Annotated in this window: 27 protein-coding genes, 1 tRNA gene and 1 pseudogene; 15 read left to right on the top strand and 14 right to left on the bottom strand. The window is 57.8% G+C overall.

What is annotated here, in order from left to right:
* From ACWR1S_RS18520 to ACWR1S_RS18495, 6 genes and pseudogenes are all read right to left on the bottom strand, one after another.
* Window positions 1-202: pseudogene (locus ACWR1S_RS18520) on the bottom strand (virion morphogenesis protein); the annotation flags it as partial.
* Window positions 189-641 carry a phage tail protein gene (locus ACWR1S_RS18515; protein WP_454564495.1) on the bottom strand — a complete coding sequence of 151 codons (453 nt, stop codon included), beginning with the start codon at window positions 639-641 and terminating at the stop codon, window positions 189-191. The gene ACWR1S_RS18515 and the pseudogene ACWR1S_RS18520, both read right to left, overlap by 14 nt.
* Window positions 638-1,099 (bottom strand): head completion/stabilization protein, encoded by a 462-nt coding sequence (locus ACWR1S_RS18510; RefSeq protein ID WP_454564494.1) that lies wholly within the window; start codon window positions 1,097-1,099, stop codon window positions 638-640. The genes ACWR1S_RS18515 and ACWR1S_RS18510 overlap by 4 nt, the downstream gene beginning before the upstream one ends.
* 98 nt (window positions 1,100-1,197) lie before the next feature.
* Entirely contained in the window at window positions 1,198-1,917 is a 720-nt protein-coding gene (gpM, locus tag ACWR1S_RS18505; protein ID WP_454564493.1) for a phage terminase small subunit, read from the bottom strand.
* Window positions 1,914-2,933, bottom strand: coding sequence for a phage major capsid protein, P2 family (locus ACWR1S_RS18500; RefSeq protein ID WP_454564492.1), 1,020 nt, complete (start codon window positions 2,931-2,933; stop codon window positions 1,914-1,916). The genes gpM and ACWR1S_RS18500 overlap by 4 nt, the downstream gene beginning before the upstream one ends.
* 1 nt (window position 2,934) lies before the next feature.
* Entirely contained in the window at window positions 2,935-3,858 is a 924-nt protein-coding gene (locus tag ACWR1S_RS18495; protein WP_454564491.1) for a GPO family capsid scaffolding protein, read from the bottom strand.
* A gap of 162 nt (window positions 3,859-4,020) precedes the next feature.
* On the opposite strand from ACWR1S_RS18495, the gene ACWR1S_RS18490 reads away from it, so the two are divergent.
* The 3 genes from ACWR1S_RS18490 to ACWR1S_RS18480 all read left to right on the top strand — a co-directional run bounded on the left by ACWR1S_RS18490 (window position 4,021) and on the right by ACWR1S_RS18480 (window position 7,175).
* On the top strand, window positions 4,021-6,063 hold the full coding sequence (locus ACWR1S_RS18490) for a terminase large subunit domain-containing protein (protein ID WP_454564490.1): 2,043 nt from the start codon (window positions 4,021-4,023) through the stop codon (window positions 6,061-6,063).
* Entirely contained in the window at window positions 5,975-6,844 is an 870-nt protein-coding gene (locus ACWR1S_RS18485; protein WP_454564497.1) for a phage portal protein, read from the top strand. Before ACWR1S_RS18490 ends, ACWR1S_RS18485 begins: the two co-directional genes overlap by 89 nt.
* 73 nt (window positions 6,845-6,917) lie before the next feature.
* Complete coding sequence (locus tag ACWR1S_RS18480; protein ID WP_081794887.1) at window positions 6,918-7,175, top strand: ogr/Delta-like zinc finger family protein; 258 nt, start codon at window positions 6,918-6,920, stop codon at window positions 7,173-7,175.
* Between the two features lie 66 nt (window positions 7,176-7,241).
* On the opposite strand, the gene ACWR1S_RS18475 is transcribed toward ACWR1S_RS18480, so the two are convergent.
* Both ACWR1S_RS18475 and ACWR1S_RS18470 read right to left on the bottom strand, forming a co-directional pair.
* A complete protein-coding gene (locus ACWR1S_RS18475; protein ID WP_454564489.1) occupies window positions 7,242-7,427 on the bottom strand; it encodes a hypothetical protein in 186 nt (61 codons plus the stop codon).
* A 101-nt stretch (window positions 7,428-7,528) separates the two neighbouring features.
* On the bottom strand, window positions 7,529-7,879 hold the full coding sequence (locus ACWR1S_RS18470; protein ID WP_454564488.1) for a helix-turn-helix domain-containing protein: 351 nt from the start codon (window positions 7,877-7,879) through the stop codon (window positions 7,529-7,531).
* Window positions 7,880-7,963: 84 nt separating this feature from the next.
* Here ACWR1S_RS18470 and ACWR1S_RS18465 point away from each other — a divergent pair, with 84 nt between their 5' ends.
* The 9 genes from ACWR1S_RS18465 (at window position 7,964) to ACWR1S_RS18425 (ending at window position 14,229) form a co-directional block, all read left to right on the top strand.
* Window positions 7,964-8,176 (top strand): DNA-binding protein, encoded by a 213-nt coding sequence (locus ACWR1S_RS18465; protein WP_454564487.1) that lies wholly within the window; start codon window positions 7,964-7,966, stop codon window positions 8,174-8,176.
* A 29-nt stretch (window positions 8,177-8,205) separates the two neighbouring features.
* Window positions 8,206-8,685 carry a YmfL family putative regulatory protein gene (locus tag ACWR1S_RS18460; protein ID WP_454564486.1) on the top strand — a complete coding sequence of 160 codons (480 nt, stop codon included), beginning with the start codon at window positions 8,206-8,208 and terminating at the stop codon, window positions 8,683-8,685.
* Window positions 8,682-9,047 carry a hypothetical protein gene (locus ACWR1S_RS18455; protein WP_454564485.1) on the top strand — a complete coding sequence of 122 codons (366 nt, stop codon included), beginning with the start codon at window positions 8,682-8,684 and terminating at the stop codon, window positions 9,045-9,047. Before ACWR1S_RS18460 ends, ACWR1S_RS18455 begins: the two co-directional genes overlap by 4 nt.
* Before the next feature lie 72 nt (window positions 9,048-9,119).
* Window positions 9,120-9,353, top strand: a complete 234-nt coding sequence (locus ACWR1S_RS18450; RefSeq protein WP_430291143.1) for a hypothetical protein — start codon at window positions 9,120-9,122, stop codon at window positions 9,351-9,353.
* Between the two features lie 3 nt (window positions 9,354-9,356).
* Window positions 9,357-12,152, top strand: coding sequence for a toprim domain-containing protein (locus tag ACWR1S_RS18445; protein ID WP_454564484.1), 2,796 nt, complete (start codon window positions 9,357-9,359; stop codon window positions 12,150-12,152).
* Window positions 12,153-12,168: 16 nt separating this feature from the next.
* Window positions 12,169-12,462, top strand: coding sequence for a hypothetical protein (locus tag ACWR1S_RS18440; RefSeq protein ID WP_454564483.1), 294 nt, complete (start codon window positions 12,169-12,171; stop codon window positions 12,460-12,462).
* Between the two features lie 65 nt (window positions 12,463-12,527).
* Window positions 12,528-12,779: a hypothetical protein gene (locus tag ACWR1S_RS18435; RefSeq protein WP_454564482.1), complete on the top strand. Its 252-nt coding sequence runs from the start codon at window positions 12,528-12,530 to the stop codon at window positions 12,777-12,779.
* Window positions 12,769-12,939 carry a hypothetical protein gene (locus ACWR1S_RS18430; protein WP_454564481.1) on the top strand — a complete coding sequence of 57 codons (171 nt, stop codon included), beginning with the start codon at window positions 12,769-12,771 and terminating at the stop codon, window positions 12,937-12,939. Before ACWR1S_RS18435 ends, ACWR1S_RS18430 begins: the two co-directional genes overlap by 11 nt.
* Window positions 12,940-13,044: 105 nt before the next feature.
* Entirely contained in the window at window positions 13,045-14,229 is a 1,185-nt protein-coding gene (locus ACWR1S_RS18425) for an Arm DNA-binding domain-containing protein (protein ID WP_454564480.1), read from the top strand.
* Here the strand turns inward: ACWR1S_RS18425 and ACWR1S_RS18420 are convergent.
* From ACWR1S_RS18420 to ACWR1S_RS18405, 4 genes are all read right to left on the bottom strand, one after another.
* Window positions 14,213-14,461, bottom strand: a complete 249-nt coding sequence (locus ACWR1S_RS18420) for a hypothetical protein (protein ID WP_454564479.1) — start codon at window positions 14,459-14,461, stop codon at window positions 14,213-14,215. The two genes, ACWR1S_RS18425 and ACWR1S_RS18420, sit on opposite strands and share 17 nt — an antisense overlap.
* Window positions 14,458-14,703 (bottom strand): hypothetical protein, encoded by a 246-nt coding sequence (locus ACWR1S_RS18415; RefSeq protein WP_454564478.1) that lies wholly within the window; start codon window positions 14,701-14,703, stop codon window positions 14,458-14,460. Before ACWR1S_RS18415 ends, ACWR1S_RS18420 begins: the two co-directional genes overlap by 4 nt.
* Window positions 14,700-15,026 carry a hypothetical protein gene (locus ACWR1S_RS18410; RefSeq protein ID WP_454564477.1) on the bottom strand — a complete coding sequence of 109 codons (327 nt, stop codon included), beginning with the start codon at window positions 15,024-15,026 and terminating at the stop codon, window positions 14,700-14,702. The genes ACWR1S_RS18415 and ACWR1S_RS18410 overlap by 4 nt, the downstream gene beginning before the upstream one ends.
* Before the next feature lie 319 nt (window positions 15,027-15,345).
* Window positions 15,346-16,473, bottom strand: a complete 1,128-nt coding sequence (locus ACWR1S_RS18405; protein ID WP_454564476.1) for an ATP-binding protein — start codon at window positions 16,471-16,473, stop codon at window positions 15,346-15,348.
* 146 nt (window positions 16,474-16,619) lie between these two features.
* Here ACWR1S_RS18405 and ACWR1S_RS18400 point away from each other — a divergent pair, with 146 nt between their 5' ends.
* On the top strand, window positions 16,620-16,985 hold the full coding sequence (locus ACWR1S_RS18400) for a response regulator (protein ID WP_454564475.1): 366 nt from the start codon (window positions 16,620-16,622) through the stop codon (window positions 16,983-16,985).
* A gap of 168 nt (window positions 16,986-17,153) precedes the next feature.
* Here the strand turns inward: ACWR1S_RS18400 and ACWR1S_RS18395 are convergent, their stop codons facing one another.
* Both ACWR1S_RS18395 and ACWR1S_RS18390 read right to left on the bottom strand, forming a co-directional pair.
* Window positions 17,154-17,372 carry a hypothetical protein gene (locus tag ACWR1S_RS18395; protein ID WP_454564474.1) on the bottom strand — a complete coding sequence of 73 codons (219 nt, stop codon included), beginning with the start codon at window positions 17,370-17,372 and terminating at the stop codon, window positions 17,154-17,156.
* Window positions 17,373-17,575: 203 nt separating this feature from the next.
* Window positions 17,576-17,665: transfer RNA gene (locus ACWR1S_RS18390), tRNA-Ser, on the bottom strand.
* A gap of 295 nt (window positions 17,666-17,960) precedes the next feature.
* On the opposite strand from ACWR1S_RS18390, the gene ACWR1S_RS18385 reads away from it, so the two are divergent.
* Complete coding sequence (locus ACWR1S_RS18385; protein WP_454564473.1) at window positions 17,961-18,650, top strand: crotonase/enoyl-CoA hydratase family protein; 690 nt, start codon at window positions 17,961-17,963, stop codon at window positions 18,648-18,650.
* Window positions 18,651-18,866: 216 nt separating this feature from the next.
* Window positions 18,867-19,589, top strand: a complete 723-nt coding sequence (locus tag ACWR1S_RS18380) for a lysophospholipid acyltransferase family protein (protein ID WP_116032837.1) — start codon at window positions 18,867-18,869, stop codon at window positions 19,587-19,589.
* The last annotated feature ends 66 nt before the right edge of the window (window positions 19,590-19,655 follow it).

The following is a 19,655-nucleotide window of genomic DNA, read 5'->3' as shown; positions in this document are numbered from 1 at the left end:
TGTCGCCCCTGCGTGGGGCGAAGGGCGTGCCGTCCAGGTTCTTCTGCTCACGCACCCGCTTGCGGCTCATCGTCCGCACGCGTTTGGTGACCTGGTTGAGCAAGCGGCGGCGCAATTGCGGTGGCAGGCTCAGCAACGCCAGTTGCTCGCGAACGCCCAAGCGACCGCGAATGTCGAGTTCGAACGTGCTACGGCCGGCCATCGGTGGCCACCTCGCCGCGCTCTGCAACCCACAGGTCAAATGGGACAAAAGCCCAGGTCTTGCCGAAGGCGTCGATCTCGCCGGTAGGGTCTTCAGACAGGAACTGCGGTTCGACGAATTCCAGCGTGACTTCCACATCAAACAGATCGCTGTCCAACGGCTCGACGAGGAATTCCGGCGCCGGCAGTTCGTGACGGTCGCGATCGGCGTCGTGGTTTTCCAGCCAACTGCCGACCAACGCCATCATGCGGGCCGGATTGGCGGCGAAACGCTCCAGGACAATCACGGCGCGATAGTGCATATCGGCGAAGTGCATGCCGTCGACGTCGGGTTTCCAGATCAGCGAAAGCTTGACCTGCTCCGTCCAGCTGTCGAGCTGTTCAGGTTCGACCAGACGCCGTTCCAACAGATACGCGGTCAGTGTCTGCAGCTTGGTCATACGATCGCCGCCGTGATGCGGCCGCGCCCCTGCAGCGAGCGAACCGCCTGCTGGCTGAACTGCAGGAACGTTTCGCCGCGTTCGGGCAATTCTTTGCCGGTGTTTTCGGCGCTTTCACGGCGGCTCACCGTGGCGAATTGCGTCAACAAACTAGCCTTGGCTCGGCAATACACGGCGCGCTTGTACGTCGCTACGTGAAATGTGGCGTCACGCAGCACCTTAGGGGCCGCAGATTCCACGGTGGTGACGCCCACGCTCTGCCATTGGCCCTTGCGTTTGGCCAGATCGCGATTGATCTCAATCATCGCGGTAGTCAAATCAGTGACCAGCATGTCTACCAGGTACTCCGCCGGCAGGCGGTAGCCCTTCTGAAACTCGGACACGGAGAGGTTCGGCCAGAAGCCGTCGTTCTCAATCGCCTGTTCCACAAAGGTGGTGGGTTTCCCGGAAAAGCTCATTGCTGGCCGCTCGAATAGGGCGGGGAGACTGTTTTTCGTGGGGCTGGCCATGAATGGCAGACACACGTCCACAGTTCCCCGCTGGGGGGGGTAGTCGGTTATTGGGCGCCGGTCACGGCGGGGGTTTGTTTGGCGATCGCCTTGCGGCACTTCGCAATGCGCGTCTCATTGCCGGCTTTCGCGTACAGCTCGGTGGAGCGTTCCAGATGCTGGAGCGCGGTTTCCCACTGCTCGGTCTCCATGGCGCGCATGCCGATCAACTTGTGGTACTTGCTCGGGATCTGTTCGGGCAGATCCCATTCACCGTCGACACGCGGCAGCAGGTTGGTCAGGTACGGCTCCGGGCTGCGCTCCGCGTTGTACTCACGGAAAGCCCAGTCGATCACCGCGTCAGCGACAAACGTCTGCACGTTGCGCTTAAAGCGCTCCGGCATTTCCTGCCCCTGCTCGATCGCGAAGTCCGCCAGTTCCAGACCGTCTTCGAACTGCTCGGTGTCGAACAGCCAGACCATCACCTGCACCAGGACGGGGTTCGGCATCACCAGGCCCGAATCCATGTAGCGCTGGATGAAGTCCTGATACTTGGGTAGCAGTTCCTCACGCTTGAGTGCCTGCCGTCCCGCCAGCCCCTTGATCGCGCTCAGGCGCTCCAGGTCTTGGGCCAGTGCCGCTTCCTGCAGCTGCAGATGCTTTTTGGCATTGGCCGGGCTGCTCAGAGCTTCCGCCGGCGAATACGCCAGCGGTGCCGCTGCAGCAGCGATCACTGCAGCGGTTCCCTGTGCCAAAGTGCGGCGCTTGTGGGCGAGGGCCAGGCTCATGCGGCCAACTCGACGTTTTCAGTGAACGCGATCTTTTCCAGCTGCTCGATCACGTAGCCTTCGTTACGGCTGTTGTAATCCTCGACGCGGGAGCGCTTCGGGTTGTCCACGGTTTGCTTGCGCCAGCTGGAATCCTGGAAGTAGATCGACAGGTTGTCCCAGCTGGTAACCAGCACGCCGTTGACCGGGAAAAACGGCACGCTGAAGCTTGGCAGGCCACCGTAAGTGGCGATCACCTGGGCGTCCTCGATGCGCTCTTTCTCTGTAGGTGTATCACCCTGCTTGGCGTACAGCTTGGCCTTGTCGGCCGCTAACAGGTCGGTGCCGATAATGGCGATCAGGTCGCCGCCATCGCGCAGACGTTCGTCCACCATTTGCTTGGTGTCATGCACCAGGGCGTCCAGGTTGGCGTAATCACCGTCCGGCCCCAGGATGACTTTGCCAGCGGTTTTACCTTCCTTCAGTACTTGCTGCGGGGCTTGCTCGCGCAGCTGCTGCAGCCAGCCTTTGTTGACGTCCTGCAGCATTGGATAGGCCGCGATATCGGTCTGCGCTGCGGCTTTCAGGCCGTGGAAACCGACCATGATGCGATCCAGGGCGATCTGTTTCTGCACAGCGGCCGAGTAGCGTTGGTGGAAGTCCGGGAATTTGGCCCAAGCATCGATTTTTGCGTACGGCAGACCCACGTCCGATTCGGTAGACGACAGTTCGTAGGTGGTGTTGTCCAGCTCGGAAGCGTCTTTCGCTTCGCGGTCGGTGGTCTTGGTGTTGGTGCGGCCGGTGACCGGGCCAGACACGCCGATGAACACCTTCTCGCCTTTGATTTCGCTCACGCCAATGACGTTGATGCGCGAAAGGAAGTCCGACTTGGCGGTGATGGCGTCGTTAAGTTCTTGGGTGATGGACGGCTCAACGCTGAACATCTTGCTGGACAGCTCGACACCATAGGTCTCGGCCATCGCCAGCTGCATTGCCGCATACATTTTCGCGCCGTAGGCGCTCAGGGAACGGGCCATGTCAGAGTACCCGCACTTTGGCTTTGTCGGCGGCGCCGGTGGAACGCGGCAACTGACGACCATTGGTGGTGTTTTTCAGTGCAGTGAACTCTTTTTGCAGCGTGGTGAACGCCGCCAGCAAGGCCTTGTTACCGCCACCGGAACGTTTGAATTCGCGTTCTTCTTCGGCGGTGGTGACGATCTCGTCGACTGCCGCGCTGACGTCATCGATCGGGGCTTGATCGGGTTCTGGCGCGTCTTCGGCAGCAGGCTCAATCACGGCCTGAATGCCGGCAGCGACGACCAGCAGCTGGGCCAGCAGGGCTTTCAAAGCCGTTGCGGTAGCTTCATCCATTGGGGGTTTGCTCTCGGTTGGGGTTTGCGGAGTGGTTTCGGTGGCGGTGTCGTCAATGCCGAAACGCTTGAACAGGCGGGTGAACATGCTGGCAAGGCGGCCAATCTCGCCCTGCGCTTCGGTTTCGCGCAGAGGGCCGAGTTCTTGGGAGGCGGCGTAATACGCATCGCGGCTGGTGCGACTGGAGAAGTAGAGTTCTTGCGTGCCGACGCTGGCGGGTTCGTCGGTGACGGCGATACCGGTCATGTAGGCTTTGCCACGGCCCCGGAAATTCGGCTTGATCTCTATGCTGGTGAACAGCTTTTCGCCGGCGTCGTTCAGGCGCAGCAGCTTGTCGTTTGGCTTCAGTTGCGCTTCAAGGGCGACTTGGCCAGGTTCCAGATCGTCGCCCTCCTCGACCAGGCGCACAGCGAAAACCGTTCCGTGGGATCCGAACCAACGTTCGTGTTCGCACCAGATAACAGCGGTGTACAAAGTTGGCGTGTAGGTCTCGGCGATGTCACGCAGTTCCTGGGGAAGGATCTCGCGGCCATCGACAGTCGGGCCGCTGGTGGCAACGCGTTTCCAGTAGGAGACAAGGGAACGGGGCATGATCGGTGACTGCGCTCAATCGCTGAATGAGCCGCCACGATAGGGAGCCGATTTGCCCCAAACAAACGCTTTGCTTCGGGGCTATTCGTAGAAGAAAACTCTACGAACAACCCCGCATTTCAGGCAGCGTTTCCAGCGTTTTCGCCGCATAGACTGCGGCCCATGAACTACCCGACCGAAGTCAAAGAAGCTGCAAAACGTCTCTACCTGCGCCGCTGTTCGGTGAAGGAAATCCAGGCGCATTTGAAGCTGCCTAACATCCGCATCGTCTACTACTGGATCCGCCAAGGCGGCTGGGACGAAATGCTCACGGATGAAGAACCGTTGAGCGCGGTCAATCGGCGAATCACTCTGATCCTGGAAAAGATCGAGCCGCTGACAAAAGCCGAACTGGATGAACTGGAGCGGCTGACCAATCTGCTTGAGCGTCTAAAAAAACTGGCGGCGAAACCTGCGCCGGCAACGCCGACCGATCGTCCGGACGAGCCTCGCGAACGGCTACCTGGTCAACGCCGTGAACGAGGAGAAAGTGGCGGCAAGAAGCGCGAAAAGAAGGCCAAGAACGACGTCAGTGGCCTGACCGAAGTGGACTTCCTCGATAAATTCATCTCGAAAATGTACGGCTACCAGAAAGAGCTGTTCGAGGCGAAACAGAACCCGCTGACACGCCGCGTCCGGAACATCCTCAAAAGCCGACAGGTCGGCCTGACCTACTACTTCGCCGGCGAAGCATTCATGGACGCCGTGCTGAGCGGTGACAACCAGGTGTTTCTGTCGGCCAGCCGATCGCAGTCCGAGATCTTCCGCAGCTACATCATCCAGTTCGCCAAGCAATGGTTTGATATCGAGCTGACCGGCAACCCGATCACGCTCAGCAACGGTGCCGAACTGCGCTTTCTCAGCACCAACAGCAGCACCGCCCAGGGCTACCACGGCCACGTCTACGTGGACGAATATTTCTGGATTCGCGACTTCGAAAAACTCAGCACCGTGGCCAGCGCCATGGGCACACACAAGAAGTGGCGAAAAACCTATTTCTCGACGCCCAGCGCCGTATCGCACCAGGCGTACCCGTTTTGGTCAGGCGAAGAATTCCGCAACAGCAAACGCGGCAAGAAGGCCGGCGGTGTGTGGCCCAGCGAGTCGGCCTACACGCAGGGTGCGTTGTGTCCGGACGGCCAATGGCGCAAGACAATCACCCTGGACGACGCGATCGCCGGCGGCTGCGATCTCTTCGACCTGGAGCAGCTGCAGCTAGAGTACGACGAGGACAAATTTCAGCAGCTCTTCTACTGCAAATTCATCGACAGCACGCAAAGCGCGTTCAGCCTCAAGGATCTGGAGCGTTGCTACTCAGATCTGTCGTTGTGGGAAGACTACAACCCGGATCTGGATCGGCCATTCGGCAACAGTCCTGTCTGGCTGGGCTATGACCCGAGCCGCACCCGCGACGACGCCACCTGTGTGGTCATCGCGCCGCCACTCGAACCCGGGGCGAAATTCCGGATCTTGGAGAAGCACAGCTGGCGTGGCCACTCGTTCACCTACCAGGCGGCACAAGTCAAGAAACTGACCGAACGCTTCAACGTCCAGCACATCGGCATTGACGTCACCGGCGTGGGTTACGGCGTGTTCGACCTGGTGCGCGACTTCTACGCCAAGGCGACACCCATTCACTACAGCCTTGAGGCGAAAAACGCCCTGGTGCTCAAAGCCCAGGACACGATCCAAGGCAGTCGCATCGAGTGGGACGCCGGCTGGACCGATATCGCCCAGGCATTCCTGACCATCAAGCGTGGTGCCACCAACAGCGGCCAGATCACCTACAGCGCATCGCGTACCGAAGCCACCGGTCACGCCGACATTGCCTGGGCGGTGATGCACGCACTGTCCAACGAACCTTTGAACACCAACAAGCGGCGTCGCAGCCGCTACGTCACGAGTAACCAGAGCAGCCATGGCCAACCGCAAGCGCAGAAAGCAACACGTAGCCCAACCAACGCAACAGCCGATGCGCTCGTTTACGTTCGGGGAACCGGAACAGGTGCTGTCGGGCAACATTGGCGAGTACGTGGGTGTGTTCCCCAGCGACGACGGCAAGATCTACAAACCGCCGGTGTCCCGGGCAGGCTTGGCCAAGCTGCTGCGCGCCAACGCGCACCACGGCGCCATTCCGAAGTTCAAGCGCAACCTGCTGCTGCGTGAGTTCATCGCCTCGGCCGGCTGCAGCACGGAGACGATGGGGCGTGCAGGGCTGGACTACATGGTTTTTGGCGAAGCGTATTTCTACAACGACACCAACGCATTCGGCCAGGTGCTGGAGCTGCAGCACCTGCCGGCTATCAACATGCGCGTGAAAGTCGACGGCGGTTTCGTGATGCTGCTGCCCGACAACAAGGAAATGGAGTTCGAACAGCACGAGATCTCCCACGTCCTGGACTACGACGTGGAACAGAACATCTACGGGATCCCGGACTATTTGGGCGGCCTACAGGCGCTGCTGCTCAATGAGGCGGCCACCCTCTTCCGCCGTCGCTACTACAGCAACGGTGCGCACGCCGGCTATATCTTCTACACCAACGATCCCGACCTGACCGAAGAGGACGAAGACGAACTGCGCGCACAGATCAGTGCAAGCAAGGGCGTGGGCAACTTCCGCTCAATGTTCGTCAACATCCCCAACGGCAAAGAAAACGCGATCCAGATTATCCCCGTCGGGGACTTCCAGGCCAAAGACGAACTGGAGAAGGTGAAGAACATCACCCGAAACGATGTCATCGCTGCATGGCGTATGAACCCGGCACTGGCCGGCATCATTCCGGAAAACAACGGTGGTTTCGGCGACATCGAAAAGATCGATCGTGTGTATACGAGCAACGAAATCAGACCGATCTGCCAGCTGTTCAATCAGCTAAATGAGCGCCTTCGCGAAGACAGGCGATTCAACTGGAAAGAACAAACAAACCCAGTCGATACAACTGCCTGAATTGACGCCTACAGAGAAAACCACCTAGCGGTGTGGCAATATGGTGGCGATCAGCTGCCCTGGGGAGGGACATATGAGAGTGACATGTAAGTGCGGGAACAAGGGCTTAATTCGCGACAGCAAACCGCAGTCGCCAGATTTTGTGACGCTTTACTGCCAGTGCCTGGACGTCCAGTGCGGGCACACATGGGTGGCCCACCTGACGTTCTCGCACACATTGAGTCCGTCGGCGCAGACTTTCGACCGACTGTTGTTTGATCGTCTTCGGGAAATGCCCCGAGCGAAACAGCGGGAGCTGTTCGAACAACTCGGCGCGCAAGCGGTGGCATGAGCCTAAATCGCCGACTCCAGAACGTCGACGATCGTGACACCAAATCAGGATTAAGTGATCAAGGCATCAGCGGTTGGCTGAGTCTTCAGGGTTAATGGCAAGAATCTCAGAAAGCCGACGGAGCTGACCTTGCTCCTTTTCACTCAGAGACCGGTAGAGGTCAATTAGGCGGCGTTCCGCGTTGCTCAGGTTATGCCATTTAAACTCGGCAAAGCCCAAGCTAACGGATTCTTTTTTGACGCGATCCAACATGCTGACTACTCCATAAAGTGCATGGCTGAATCGGCATTGACGGAATGAGGACCGGTTTTAGAACGATGAGGCGGCTAATGTTTAACGAGCTTTGTAACGGGTTAAGTCCGCTGACGAGCTGCGTCATCAGCCATTGCTTTCAAAAACCGGCGGATTGCTTCTTGGTCACCAGGAGCGATGCTTCGGTATTGAGTGATCAAGCAATCCTCCACTTCAGAAAGCGCTTCATTCGGAAGCGTGGTGCGGATGCCATTGACGATGAAAGCAACGTCAAATCCCAGCTCGCTTGCAGCAAGGCTCAGGTAAGACGCGGGGGCATCACTCGCCCCAGATTCGTAATTTCCTTGAGTTCGTTTTGAGACACCAAGTTTTTCAGCTAGCTGATCTTGCGTCAGCCCAGCTTGAGCGCGCAATTGTCGCAAGCGGGCGCCAATCTCTTCGGACAGGGTCAATTTTTTTCCACTCAGATATTTACAATGGCAGTTTTTTGCCACATCCTGCGCTTGTCATCACACGAAAACGCAAGGAATTGCACTATGCCCAACACAACCATCACCGAGCAAGCCCGCATACAAGCGCGTGAAGCGCTGGAGAAGCGTGGCCAGACCGCGAAAAACTTTGCTGAATTGAACAACCTGAATCCCAGCACCGTGTATGCGGTGCTGAGAGGTCAGAGCCATTGTCGCCGTGGGGAGGCACATCGCGCCGCCGTTCTACTTGGCATCAAAGACGGCGTGATCGAACAGTAAAGGCACTGACCAACAGGGAACAGTAGAAGATGAAAAGCCCCGTTCTAGATACGCGCAAGGAAGCGATGCGCCAAATCATTCACAGCTTTCCGGATGGACGAAAAGGCGCTGCCGCTCGCCTGGGAATGAAAGTCAAAAAGTTCGACAACCACGCCTATGAAAACGCTGGCTGCAGTCCACTGACGGACGCACAGGTTCTCCTGCTGGAGCAAGCCAGCGGCACCAGCCACTTTCCGAACTACGTCGCGCAGATGTATGGCGGTTTGTTTGTAGCTGTTGCTGATCCAGAAAAACTGGACAACGTCGAGCTATATGCCCGATCGGTGCAGGTATCAGCGAAACGAGGCTGCGTTGACCAGGCGATCGCTCAGGCGTTGGAAGACGGCTCAATCAGCGTAGAGGAAGCCGAACGCATCCTCGCCGCTCACAACATCCACATGGCCGCGCGCCACGCCGAAGTGCTGGCAGCAATCGCCTTGTACCGCGCCCAACCGGGGAAAACCCAATGAACAACTTGCCGGCAGTACAGGAATATCAGGACATGCTCAAAGCCGCAGCCTTCTCCTTTCTTGAACGGCATCAATGCGAACACCTGGGTGACGATCAGCAACTGTTCACCAGAGCGGTTCAGCACCTCGTGACGGATTACAACGCGACGACTCAGCACGCCGAGCGATTGGTGCACCTGGCCAACAGTGAAATGTCAGCGGTAAGCGATCGGCAACGACTGGACACCGTTAACAGCACCTCCACACACACCGTGATTTTCGATACAGCCACCGGCAACGCCTGGGCAATCCCGGTCAGCCTGATCTACGAACGCATCCTCATTGCTCCCGATAACGGGCGCTTCCGCATCACCGCTTCGTAATACCCAACCAATAAATCCCCTGTCCCACCGCCGTGGGTTTGGGTGAGCTGCGCCCGAAATTGAGGTTTGACGATGGAAAACGCCCTGAACATCAACGCAAAACTGACGCCCGTAGAGGCTCAAGCGCTCTTGGCCAATCTGCGCGAGCAGTACCGTCTCAGCTTCAATGAACTCTGGTACGCAGATCAATTCCGTCTCATCCCCGATGGATTGCGCCACGGCTCAATCCTCGCCAACTGCCCCGTGATGGCCGCTCAGAAACACCTGATTGGCGCCCTCTCCTACTGCCTCAAGAAAGCGAAGTAATCCATGAAAGAGCAATTGCGCAGCGACGTGATCGAGCGCCTGAAAACCGATTACGGGCTTAAGCAACGGTCAAACGCCGACTACATGCGCGGTGGTATTTGCCCCAAGTGCCGACAGAAGACGCTGTACACCCGTATTGATGCTCCGTGGATGGTGATCTGCGGCAGACCTGAGAAATGCGCTCACACGATGCATGTGAAGGAGCTGTACGACGACCTGTTTGAAGACTGGAGCAAGCGTGCGCCGGCGACCGACCAACATCCCAACGCCACCGCTCGCGCCTATCTGGAGTTCGCTCGGGGCTTTCGCATCGAGCTGATCCAGGGCTGGTTTACCCAAGAAAGCTTCTACTCGCCTGAGCACAACGCCGGCAGTGCCACGGTGCGCTTCGCATTGGAGAAAGGCGGCTGGTGGGAACGCCTGATCGACCGCCCGCACCGTTTCGGCAAGATGAAAGCCCGGTTCAAATCGAAGGAAAGCTATCGCGGCGTTTGGTGGTGTCCGCCTTGTGTGGATCTGCTGGAAGCAAAAGAGATTTGGATTGTCGAGGGCATCTTTGACGCCATCGCCCTGGTGCACAACGACATCGTCGCCGTGTCGGCCATGTCCTCGAATGCCTTCCCCGAAGAATCGCTGCGGGCGCTTGCCCGTGACCGTGACGGCAAGCTGCCCAAGCTAGTGTGGGCACTCGACAACGAGTCAGGCGCCCACGCCTACACCAAGCGCTGGGCGAAACAGGCGCGAGCTTTAGGGTTCGTTTGTGAGGCGGCACAGATCCCGCTGCGTGACGGCCGCAAGGCTGATTGGAACGACCTGCATCAGCGTTGGAGTTTCATCGAAGACGAAAGCGTGCGTGCCGACCAGGTCGCGGCGGATCTGAAACAGGCGCGTCACCTCGGTGCCCTGCTGCTGGCCGACAGCGCCGCGGAAAAAGCGCTGCTGATGTACGACTGGAACAAGCGCGGTGAATTCCACCTCGGCTTCGGTAGCCGCCTGTACTGGTTCAAGTTGGACATGGAGAAATTCAACCGGGCGATGCAGGACATCGAGGACAGCGAGAACCACGACGACCAGTTGCTCAATCAGGCACAGCAGCGCGAGAAAGCGCTGCAGCAGTCGGGCAGCGTCGTCGAGATCGCCAACTGCTACCCACAAGCCTTGTATTTTCAACGTAACGAAATTACGGACGAGTCCTGGTACTACCTGCGCGTCGATTTTCCGCACGACTCCGAAAGCGTGAAGAACACTTTCACCAGTGCACAACTCGCCGCTGCCAGCGAATTCAAAAAGCGACTGCTGGGCATGGCTGCCGGCGCGATGTACACCGGTAGCGGGCAACAGCTGGACAAGCTCATGAAGGATCAACTGTTCGGCATCAAAACCGTGTCGACGATTGACTATGTGGGCTATAGCAAGGAGTACGGCTGCTACGTCTACGGCGACATTGCGGTCAGGGATGGCGTCACCTACAAGGTCAACAGCGAAGACTATTTCGAGTTCGGCAAACTGCGTTTGAAGACGCTGCAAAAAGGGGTGCCGATCAAACTGCAGCGCGACGGCAAGGACTTCAACGAAGACTGGCTGCCGTTGCTGTGGACGTGCTTCGGCGCGCAAGGTCTGGTGGCCCTGGTGTTCTTTTTCGGCTCGTTGTTCTGTGAGCAGATTCGGACACGCTACAAGTCATTCCCGTTTCTGGAAGCCACAGGCGAGGCCGGTGCCGGCAAGACCACCTTGCTCAACCTGTTGTGGAAATTGCTCGGCCGCGAAGGTTATGAAGGCTTTGATCCGATGAAGTCGACCAAAGCCGGTCGCTCGCGACTCATGGGACAAGTGTCCGGCATGCCCGTGGTGTTCCTCGAAGCTGACCGCCACGGCGATGATCGATCGCACGCCAAGACCTTTGAATGGGATGAGTTGAAGGATTATTACGGCGGCGGCACCCTCGCCACCAAAGGTGTGAAGACCGCCGGCAACGAAACCTACGAACCGCCGTTTCGCGGCACGATCGCCATCAGCCAGAACGCTGCGGTGGTTGCCCATGAAGCGATCATGACGCGGATCGTCAAACTGCATTTCGTCCGCCCGATCGTCACCGCGCAAAGCCGTGTAGCGGCGGACAAGCTGAACACCTTGGACGGCACCATGCTGAGTCACTTCCTGATTCGGGCAGTCGGCAAGGAGTCGGCCGTGCTCGAGCTTTTTGCCCAGCGCATGCCGGAACACGAAGCCAGGCTGCGCCGCCTGCACACCCACTGTTTCGCCTGCGGCACCGAGTATCCCAACGAACAGGGCAACTGCAGCAGCTGCGGTTACGACCTGCGCGGGTACATCCGCGTCGAGCGGATCAGCAAGAACCACGCGCAACTGCTTTCGCTGCTCGATGCCTTGCGTTTGATTTTGAAACTGGACGAGCCACAGGTTGCCGCGACGCAACGACAGATCGTACGCATGGCGATCGAGCGCCAGGCCTCGATCAGCTCGGACCACCCGGCCGTTGCCGAATTTTGGGAGGTCTACGACTACCTGCAATCACTCAGCGAAGACCCCGTGGTCGACCACAGCAGCGACCCGGCTGTCATTGCGATCAATCTCAACGAATTCAGCGAACGCGCCGCCGAACACAAACAGAAGCTGGCGGACGTGGCCACGTTGCGCGACCTGCTCAAAGAATCGCGCTCGCACAAGTTTCTGGAAACCAACAAGGCGGTGCACAGCGCGGTACGTGCAGCGCTGAACGCCAAGACCCCACTGGCGCCAGGCCGTCCAACAACGGTCAAGTGCTGGATCTTCAAAGCGTAAAATGGAGGCTACACCGATGCAAATTCAAGTGTTTATGGGCAACGCCGGCGACGGCGAAAGCAACAAGCTGCAGGCCGTTCAGAATCGATTGGAGTTTGTCGGCGAAAGCGCACCGATCATTCAGGCCGGCGCTTATGGCGAAGACGGTTTGCTGCAAATTCTGGAAGTGCGCGCCGCCGCTGGCCAGCGCGAAATCTTGGTCGACGACTGCAGCCGGCAACAGATATTGAGGGTGTTGGAATGGCAATCATGCGTTGAACATGATCCGAATTTTGACGGCCTGGTGATCCACCTGGCGCGCCAGGACTGACCTTAAGAAAACAGTGTCGAGGAGTTGCAGCTCCCCGACACCCGACCACTTCCGAGGACCCTACCATGCAAGTACAGACCCACAGCAGCAGCGGCACGAAGGCTACCACACCGGCGCGGCACCTGGTGGCCACCGCGATCATTGGCGCCGCTGTCATCGGTTATCTGGTGCAGAAAACTCCTGAAGCCCGAACGCGCCTGGAAAGCCTCAGCCAGATGGCCAGCACCCTGGGCGACCTGAGCGAAACGGATGTCGCCGTGATCAGTCAACTGCTGGCCACCCCGACCACGCGGGGAGCGTCACGCCATGACCAATGACCGTGGCGCGACACCGCTGCGCCGCTTTCCCTGGAACCTGGATCACACCAGCGTGTGTGATCAGTGCGGCAAGTGGCGCGCCCAGGGCAATCACCAAGCCTGCAGCCGGCGCCGTCAACAAATCAATGCCCATCTGCGCCGCCAGCAGCCAAAACGCTAACTACGTCCACTAGAAGATGTGCATCCAGATACTTGGCCCGGAAACGGGCCTTTTTGTTTCCGATCGTCAGACTGTCGTTACACGAGTACAGCGTTAGGGGTTTACATGAGTGGCGTCGAAGCTCGCGGCAATTCCGTGAGAATCTACTTTCAATACAACGGGGAGAAATGTCGCGAAGCTGTTCCAGGGGGAAACACACCGGCCACCGTGGCCCAGGCCAAGCGCCTGATCGGCATCATCGATTACGAGATTCAGATTGGCACCTTCGATTACGCCCGGCACTTCCCGAACTCGTCCAGGTTGGTCGAAAACACTTTCGGCCACTACCTGGATCTGTGGTTGAAGATCAAGGCCAACAGCGTCGCGGCGTCGAGCTACCGGGGGTATGCGAACAAGGCCGAAGTTCACGTGCGCCCGCGTTGGGGCAAGATGCAGATCAACCTGATCGATCACCTGGACCTGCAGGTGTGGATTCAGGACACCCTGTCCAAGACCCTGAAGAACAAAACCATCCGCGACATCATCAGCAATGTGCGCCAGGTGTTTCGCCTGTACCGTACGCGAATGAAAGTCGCGCACGATCCCACCGAAGGTCTGATGGTGCGTCTGCCCGATCCCGAGGCGCCGGACCCGTTTACCCGCGCCGAGATCACACAGATCCTCAACACGCCGACCCACCGCACACACGAACTGCTGATGGTGCAGTTCATGTTATGGGCCGGTCCCCGAGTATCGGAAACCATCGCCCTGGCCTGGGAGGATGTCGACCTCGACCAAGGCATGGTGACCTTTCGCCGGTCCAAGGTGCGCGGGGCGTACCGGGTGACAAAAACCCGCCGCTCGACGCGGCGGGTGCGCCTGCTGGCCCCGGCGTGGGACGCGCTTAAGAAGATCGATGCGTTGACGCGCAGACGCAGGGCGGAAACCGTGGACGTGGTCGAGCGCGACAACAAGACAGTGCGAAAACACAAATTGCATTTCGTGTTCCTCAACAGCAAAAGCGGCTTGCCGCACGCCAACGACTTCGTCGTGCGCGACCGTTTTTTCAAGGCGCATCTGCTCGCGGCCGGGGTGCGTTATCGGGGACCTGGTCAGTGCCGGCACACGTACGCCAGTCAGCTGCTGACCACCGGTGTGGCGTCGATCGACTGGATCGCCGAACAGATGGGTCACACCAACGGCAACATGATCCGCCAGCATTACGGAACGTGGATCAATGAAGACGGACCGGACGTGGTGGGTATGCTGCAGCTGGCACTGAAGCTGTCACCCGTTACAGCTCTACACTGAAACCCTTGATACCCACGCTGTCGGCAAAGCGACCCACCGCCGTCAGACTGGCCCAGGTGCGCAGCGGCTCACGTCGCGAGCGCACCGGTACCCAACGCGCGCCGCTCCCACCCAGGCGAATCGACAGGCCCCAGTCGTAGCCGCCGTTGATCCTGGCCACCAGGCATTCGCGCACCGCGTGTTGATCCACCAGGGCGCGCAACACCTCTTCCTGTATGCCGTCGCCGATCATGCTTGTAACGCCTCCCGCTGTACCTGGACAGAGTCCTCGAGCAGCCGGTACAAACCTTCGATGGCGCTGTAATTAAGGGCGCGCACGGTTTCAATGCCGAAGACGAATCCCTCGGCGCGATCCGCCACGCGCTGCAGCTCCTCAAGGCTGAGGCAGGTCTCGACACGCGCCAGCAAGTTGCCGGTCTGCATGTAGACAGACTCCGGCAGGTTCAGCGCATTCAGCGACTCGATCGCGTTCACACCCACCGCCAGCGGCTGAGGGACGTCGACGGTTCAAGCGTCAGCTCGCACTGCCCCACATCGATCAGCAACCAGCCGCCATGCGGTGGGTTGTAGCCGTCGACGATCTGACCCTGCAGCGATCGCCCGTCAGGCAGTGTCAAGTGCAGCAGGTTGGCGGCGGTGGGGCCGTGCAAGTACTCCTGCAGCTCAATGCGTACGCGCCCAGCACCGGCATCGCTGATGCGTATCGGGCAATTGAGCGTGGTGCGCTCGTCCGGTGCCCTTATCAGATAGCGGGCGAACACGGCAACGGCGGCCAACCCGTCGTAGAGATAAGACATCAGAGGTGTTCCTGTGTGCGTGGGGACGGTCGGCGAATCAACCAGACCATCGGGTGATGGTAGTCCAGTCCTGGTCAAGGTGGTTGGCGTGGCGCGAAAAAAAGGCCCCCACACCAGGCGCTGGTGTGGGGGCCGATTGAACATAGGCTGGAATTCAACGTACCCGTCGTCGAGGGCCGCTGTCGGCGTTGACGCTCTGATGACAAGTGAGAGGCGATAAAAAAACCCGCCAAGGGGGGGGCGGGTTATAAAAGAGGTCATGAGGATCAGGTCTGAGTTTAGCTTGTGACGAGCTTTACGCTACATCGCTGCAGACTAATCATCGAAGAATCGGGAGTCGAACTTTAAAGACGGTGCCCTGCTCCTGCGTTGACAGCACGTCGATTTCTCCTCCATGGGCAGTAACGATTTCCGACGCGATGAACAGGCCCAGTCCCAACCCAGCGGTCGAACCTTTCTCAGTGGCCGCATAACTGGAGTAACGGGCCTGCGGATTGAAAAGATGAGGCATCACATGGGCAGGAATAACTTCGCCGCGATTCTGCACGCTGAACAGTGAGCAATCGTCATCCTGAGACAAGGTCACATAGATGGGTTGCGTTGAGTCCCCATGTCGAATCGCATTGCCGATAAGGTTGGTGAAGACCTGTTCGATGCGCGATGGATCGTACCTCCCCGCCACTCGTTCGCTGACGTTGGTTACGATCTTCGCGAGTGGAAACCCTGTGCGTAACTCTTCGACAACAGAAGCGCACAGGATCGCCAGATCCGTATCTTCAGGATGTACTGGTATGCCCGCGCCGAGGTTGCTGCGAGCCAGATCTAGCAGGTCGCCGACCATCTGGTTGGCCCTGCGGACACTCGCGTTGATCTGCGTTGCCAACTTTCGGTCTCTGTCAGTCACATTGACACTTTCACGCAGCAAATCGCTGGCCATCAGCACAGCTCCGAGCGGGGAACGTAGGTCATGACCGAGCACACCCAGAACAGTTTTTCGCGTGCTCTCTACCGCCTCACCGTATGTCGCAATCGACTCCACGAGCGCCTGATCTATCGCTTCATTGAAGCGGATGATGTCCTGCACATCATGCGGGTCGTCAACTCGATGTTCTGCCAGCCAAAGCCTGAGCACGCTCGAGCGGAGTGCCCGATATTCTGAAACCATCTGATCCATGGTAAAACCTGCCACAAACCGCGTTATTGCGTGCGTCTGCGCAGGCGAATCTCCTTCTGCCGTTGGCCCATGACCGAACGATTTAGCAATCTGCTGACGCTCGGTCTGATGGGTCCTCATATCATCAGCTACTGTCCTCAGAATGTGCTCAGAATGATTTCTCAGCCCCTTGGCATCCATGGGGGGCAGTGCGGTGTCGACAGAGCGGGCAAAGCTTTCCCAGGCCGACAGAATCTGCTCTATGTGGTTTTGGATGAACTCAGGCAGTCTCATCGTTGTCCTTCGGTTTAAGCGGATAAAGTATGATCTGAGGCGATGTCGCGTTTTATAGACTAGACCTGAATAAAGGGATCGAGAAGTCAATGAATGCTTGATTGATAAATGGTCCACATCTTGTTTGATCCCTTGGGAGTTTCACTGTGTCATTCAATATTCTTCTGGTCGAAGACGACGCATTCTTACGCTCAGTGATGGCCGAGGCCGTCAAGATCCTTGGGCATTCTGTGATCGAACGATCCAGTGCCGATCAGGCGTTGATTGCATTAGAGGGAACAACAGTAGTTTCCTTGGTCATCACCGACGTTCGTATGCCGGGCAATCTTGACGGATTGGACTTGGCCCAGGCGATTTGGTTTCGATGGCCTGAATTGCCTGTTGTAATCATGTCTGGAAACACTGTACTGGCGCCCGGCGTCCTCCCGTCTAATGCGAGATTCCTAAGCAAACCGGTACCTCTTGATGCTTTGCACCATGCGATTGAAGAGCTGCTACCGAACGCGATTTAGAAATCTTTTTATGGGTTCGTTTTTGCTACTCAGTAGCAACGCACCACGTGAAGTGAATGAGCACTTCGTAGAACTGGCACTGGTGAAGGTCGAAGCTATCTACCAACCCACTCAAGCGATCTTTCATGAGCGACTGCTATTGCCGCTTGCAGCCCGTCAGGGCGATTCCTAAAGCTGCCGAAGTCGCGTAATCGCTTCTGTTATCGCTTTCGCGTTGGTGTCCAAATTTTCCATGGCGACGAGTGCGTTCTCGGAAACACTCCTTACGCCATTCTCTGATAGCCAACTTGTGATCTCTTCTAATGCCGCTGCCAGCGCATGCTGGTTGTGCAGCAGTAGCGTCAAGGCATCTGCCGTGGCGACATTGGAGTTTGATTCATATGGCATGGAAATCATCCCTGGTGTTCGGTTCGCAGAAGTCTAGAACACCGCGTTGCCGGGGACGGCAATTCAACCCACTGATTGACGTTTTTACGCACCAGAATAGTGCGCCAGTCCCATCTCAGTCCCATATGGCCTTTTTTCAGACACCAAAAACCACAAACCCCCGACTTTCTCTAGGAAAATCAGGGGTTTGCGTTTACTGAATGTGGCGGTGAAGGAGAGATTCGAACTCTCGATACAGTTTCCTGTATACACACTTTCCAGGCGTGCTCCTTAAGCCACTCGGACACTTCACCGTATCTCTTCAAACATGTTCTGTCTGTCGAGGCGCGCTAATGTAGTCGAAAGCTTTTCCGATGGCAAACTTTTTTTCAGAATTTTCATGCGGTTAAGAGAAAAAGTCGTTTCGCCCACCGTCAGGCCATGGCAAACCGGCCAATCTTCGGTGGGCGCGGCCCTTCTATATAGAGGCGCAATGCCTCGCTACGCTGGATAGACTGAAAAACGGTGACTGGCGAGTCACTCACGGCGCTTTACCTGGCCTGCGGCGGTGGGTAACGTCTGCCCATCTTTCTTACAAGGAATAGCGTCATGAGTGAGTTGATTTCCTACCACCTCGAAGACGGTATCGCGACCCTGACCTTGAGCAACGGCAAGGTCAATGCCATTTCTCCGGACGTGATTGCGGCATTCAACGTGGCGCTGGATCAGGCTGTAACTGATCGTGCCGTCGTGATCATTACCGGTCAGCCGGGGATTCTGTCCGGCGGCTATGACCTGAAAGTGATGACCGCCGGCCCTAAAGAAGCCGTGTCACTGGTCACTGCCGGTTCGACCTTGGCCCGTCGCCTGCTCTCTCACCCGTTCCCGGTCATCGTCGCTTGCCCGGGTCATGCTGTTGCCAAAGGCGCTTTCATTCTGTTGTCCGCCGATTACCGCATCGGTGTCGACGGCCCGTTCAGCATTGGACTGAACGAAGTGCAGATCGGCATGACCATGCACCACGCCGGTATCGAGCTGGCGCGTGATCGTCTGCGTCGCTCGGCGTTCCACCGCTCGGTGATCAATGGCGAGATGTTCGATCCGCAAAGCGCTGTGGATGCCGGTTTCCTCGACAAAGTGGTTTCCGCCGAGGAGTTGCAAAGTGCCGCCCTCGCCGCTGCACGCCAGTTGAAGAAGATCAACATGCTCGCGCACAAAAACACCAAGTTGAAAGTGCGCAAGTCGCTGCTGGAAACCCTGGATAACGCGATCATCCAGGATCAGGAGCATCTCGGTTAACCCCGGGCACCTGCAATAAAGAAAAGCCCGACCATCGTGTCGGGCTTTTTCTTGCACGCTCGGTTGAAAACGCCGTGGCTGCTCTAGGACGGGTCTGACAAGCAACTCTGAAACATGCGCTTAAACATCGCCTATCTCCGCACTCTATAGCGGCAATTGCCGAAAACAGTGCACATCCGTACACTGCGCCACCTTTTGTCCCGGTGGGGCCTGAAAATGCTGTTCGTGTTTCGTATGTTATTGATGGGCCTGCACTTTATTCTGGCTGGTGTGCTCGGGGTGATCCTCGGGATCTGCCGCCCGTTCAATCCGGACAACAGCCGTCTGTGCGCCCGCCTCTACGCGCTACCGGCGATGTGTATTTTGCGGTTACGGGTGAAATCAGACGTCAGTGGCTTGATGAACAAACCCGACAGCTGCGTGATCATCGCCAACCACCAGTCCAACTATGATCTGTTCGTGTTCGGCAACGTAGTGCCGCGCCGCACCGTGTGCATTGGCAAGAAGAGCCTCAAGTGGGTGCCACTGTTCGGGCAATTGTTCTGGCTGGCCGGCAATGTGTTGATCGACCGTGGCAATGCGCACAAGGCACGCCAATCTATGCTGACCACCACCAACACCCTGCAGAACGAAGACACTTCGATCTGGGTATTCCCCGAAGGTACACGCAACCTCGGCGAAGAATTGCTGCCCTTCAAGAAAGGGGCGTTCCAGATGGCGATTGCCGCCGGCGTGCCGATCGTTCCGGTTTGCGTCAGCAGTTACATCAAGCACATGCGCCTGAATCGCTGGCGCAGTGGGAAAATCCTCATACGCTCACTGCCAGCGATTCCTACAGCCGGATTGACCATGGACGACATGCCCATGCTCATTAATCAGTGTCGCGAGCAGATGCGCGAGTGCATTGAATCGATGGATCGGCAACTGCAAGCCGCCTGAAAAGACAACCCGCCCTGTGCGGGTTTTCTTTTGTCCGGTGAACTGTACAGATTTCACTGACTCTCA

The sequence above is a fragment of the Pseudomonas sp. AIG genome (assembly GCF_977020205.1).
The sequence above is the reverse complement of the archived record's forward strand: the minus strand, read 5'-3'. Positions and strand labels throughout refer to the sequence as shown.

Coding starts and splice junctions, on each gene's coding strand:
- ACWR1S_RS18490 (WP_454564490.1), top strand. CDS start 4,021: ATGAACTACCCGACCGAAGTCAAAGAAGCTGCAAAACGTCTCTACCTG.
- ACWR1S_RS18480 (WP_081794887.1), top strand. CDS start 6,918: ATGAGAGTGACATGTAAGTGCGGGAACAAGGGCTTAATTCGCGACAGC.
- ACWR1S_RS18450 (WP_430291143.1), top strand. CDS start 9,120: ATGGAAAACGCCCTGAACATCAACGCAAAACTGACGCCCGTAGAGGCT.
- gpM (WP_454564493.1), bottom strand. CDS start 1,917: ATGAGCCTGGCCCTCGCCCACAAGCGCCGCACTTTGGCACAGGGAACC.
- ACWR1S_RS18385 (WP_454564473.1), top strand. CDS start 17,961: ATGAGTGAGTTGATTTCCTACCACCTCGAAGACGGTATCGCGACCCTG.
- ACWR1S_RS18430 (WP_454564481.1), top strand. CDS start 12,769: ATGACCAATGACCGTGGCGCGACACCGCTGCGCCGCTTTCCCTGGAAC.
- ACWR1S_RS18380 (WP_116032837.1), top strand. CDS start 18,867: ATGCTGTTCGTGTTTCGTATGTTATTGATGGGCCTGCACTTTATTCTG.
- ACWR1S_RS18460 (WP_454564486.1), top strand. CDS start 8,206: ATGAAAAGCCCCGTTCTAGATACGCGCAAGGAAGCGATGCGCCAAATC.
- ACWR1S_RS18455 (WP_454564485.1), top strand. CDS start 8,682: ATGAACAACTTGCCGGCAGTACAGGAATATCAGGACATGCTCAAAGCC.
- ACWR1S_RS18510 (WP_454564494.1), bottom strand. CDS start 1,099: ATGAGCTTTTCCGGGAAACCCACCACCTTTGTGGAACAGGCGATTGAG.
- ACWR1S_RS18465 (WP_454564487.1), top strand. CDS start 7,964: ATGCCCAACACAACCATCACCGAGCAAGCCCGCATACAAGCGCGTGAA.
- ACWR1S_RS18515 (WP_454564495.1), bottom strand. CDS start 641: ATGACCAAGCTGCAGACACTGACCGCGTATCTGTTGGAACGGCGTCTG.
- ACWR1S_RS18410 (WP_454564477.1), bottom strand. CDS start 15,026: ATGTCTTATCTCTACGACGGGTTGGCCGCCGTTGCCGTGTTCGCCCGC.
- ACWR1S_RS18425 (WP_454564480.1), top strand. CDS start 13,045: ATGAGTGGCGTCGAAGCTCGCGGCAATTCCGTGAGAATCTACTTTCAA.
- ACWR1S_RS18495 (WP_454564491.1), bottom strand. CDS start 3,858: ATGCCCCGTTCCCTTGTCTCCTACTGGAAACGCGTTGCCACCAGCGGC.
- ACWR1S_RS18445 (WP_454564484.1), top strand. CDS start 9,357: ATGAAAGAGCAATTGCGCAGCGACGTGATCGAGCGCCTGAAAACCGAT.
- ACWR1S_RS18405 (WP_454564476.1), bottom strand. CDS start 16,473: ATGAGACTGCCTGAGTTCATCCAAAACCACATAGAGCAGATTCTGTCG.
- ACWR1S_RS18475 (WP_454564489.1), bottom strand. CDS start 7,427: ATGTTGGATCGCGTCAAAAAAGAATCCGTTAGCTTGGGCTTTGCCGAG.
- ACWR1S_RS18440 (WP_454564483.1), top strand. CDS start 12,169: ATGCAAATTCAAGTGTTTATGGGCAACGCCGGCGACGGCGAAAGCAAC.
- ACWR1S_RS18395 (WP_454564474.1), bottom strand. CDS start 17,372: ATGCCATATGAATCAAACTCCAATGTCGCCACGGCAGATGCCTTGACG.
- ACWR1S_RS18500 (WP_454564492.1), bottom strand. CDS start 2,933: ATGGCCCGTTCCCTGAGCGCCTACGGCGCGAAAATGTATGCGGCAATG.
- ACWR1S_RS18435 (WP_454564482.1), top strand. CDS start 12,528: ATGCAAGTACAGACCCACAGCAGCAGCGGCACGAAGGCTACCACACCG.
- ACWR1S_RS18420 (WP_454564479.1), bottom strand. CDS start 14,461: ATGATCGGCGACGGCATACAGGAAGAGGTGTTGCGCGCCCTGGTGGAT.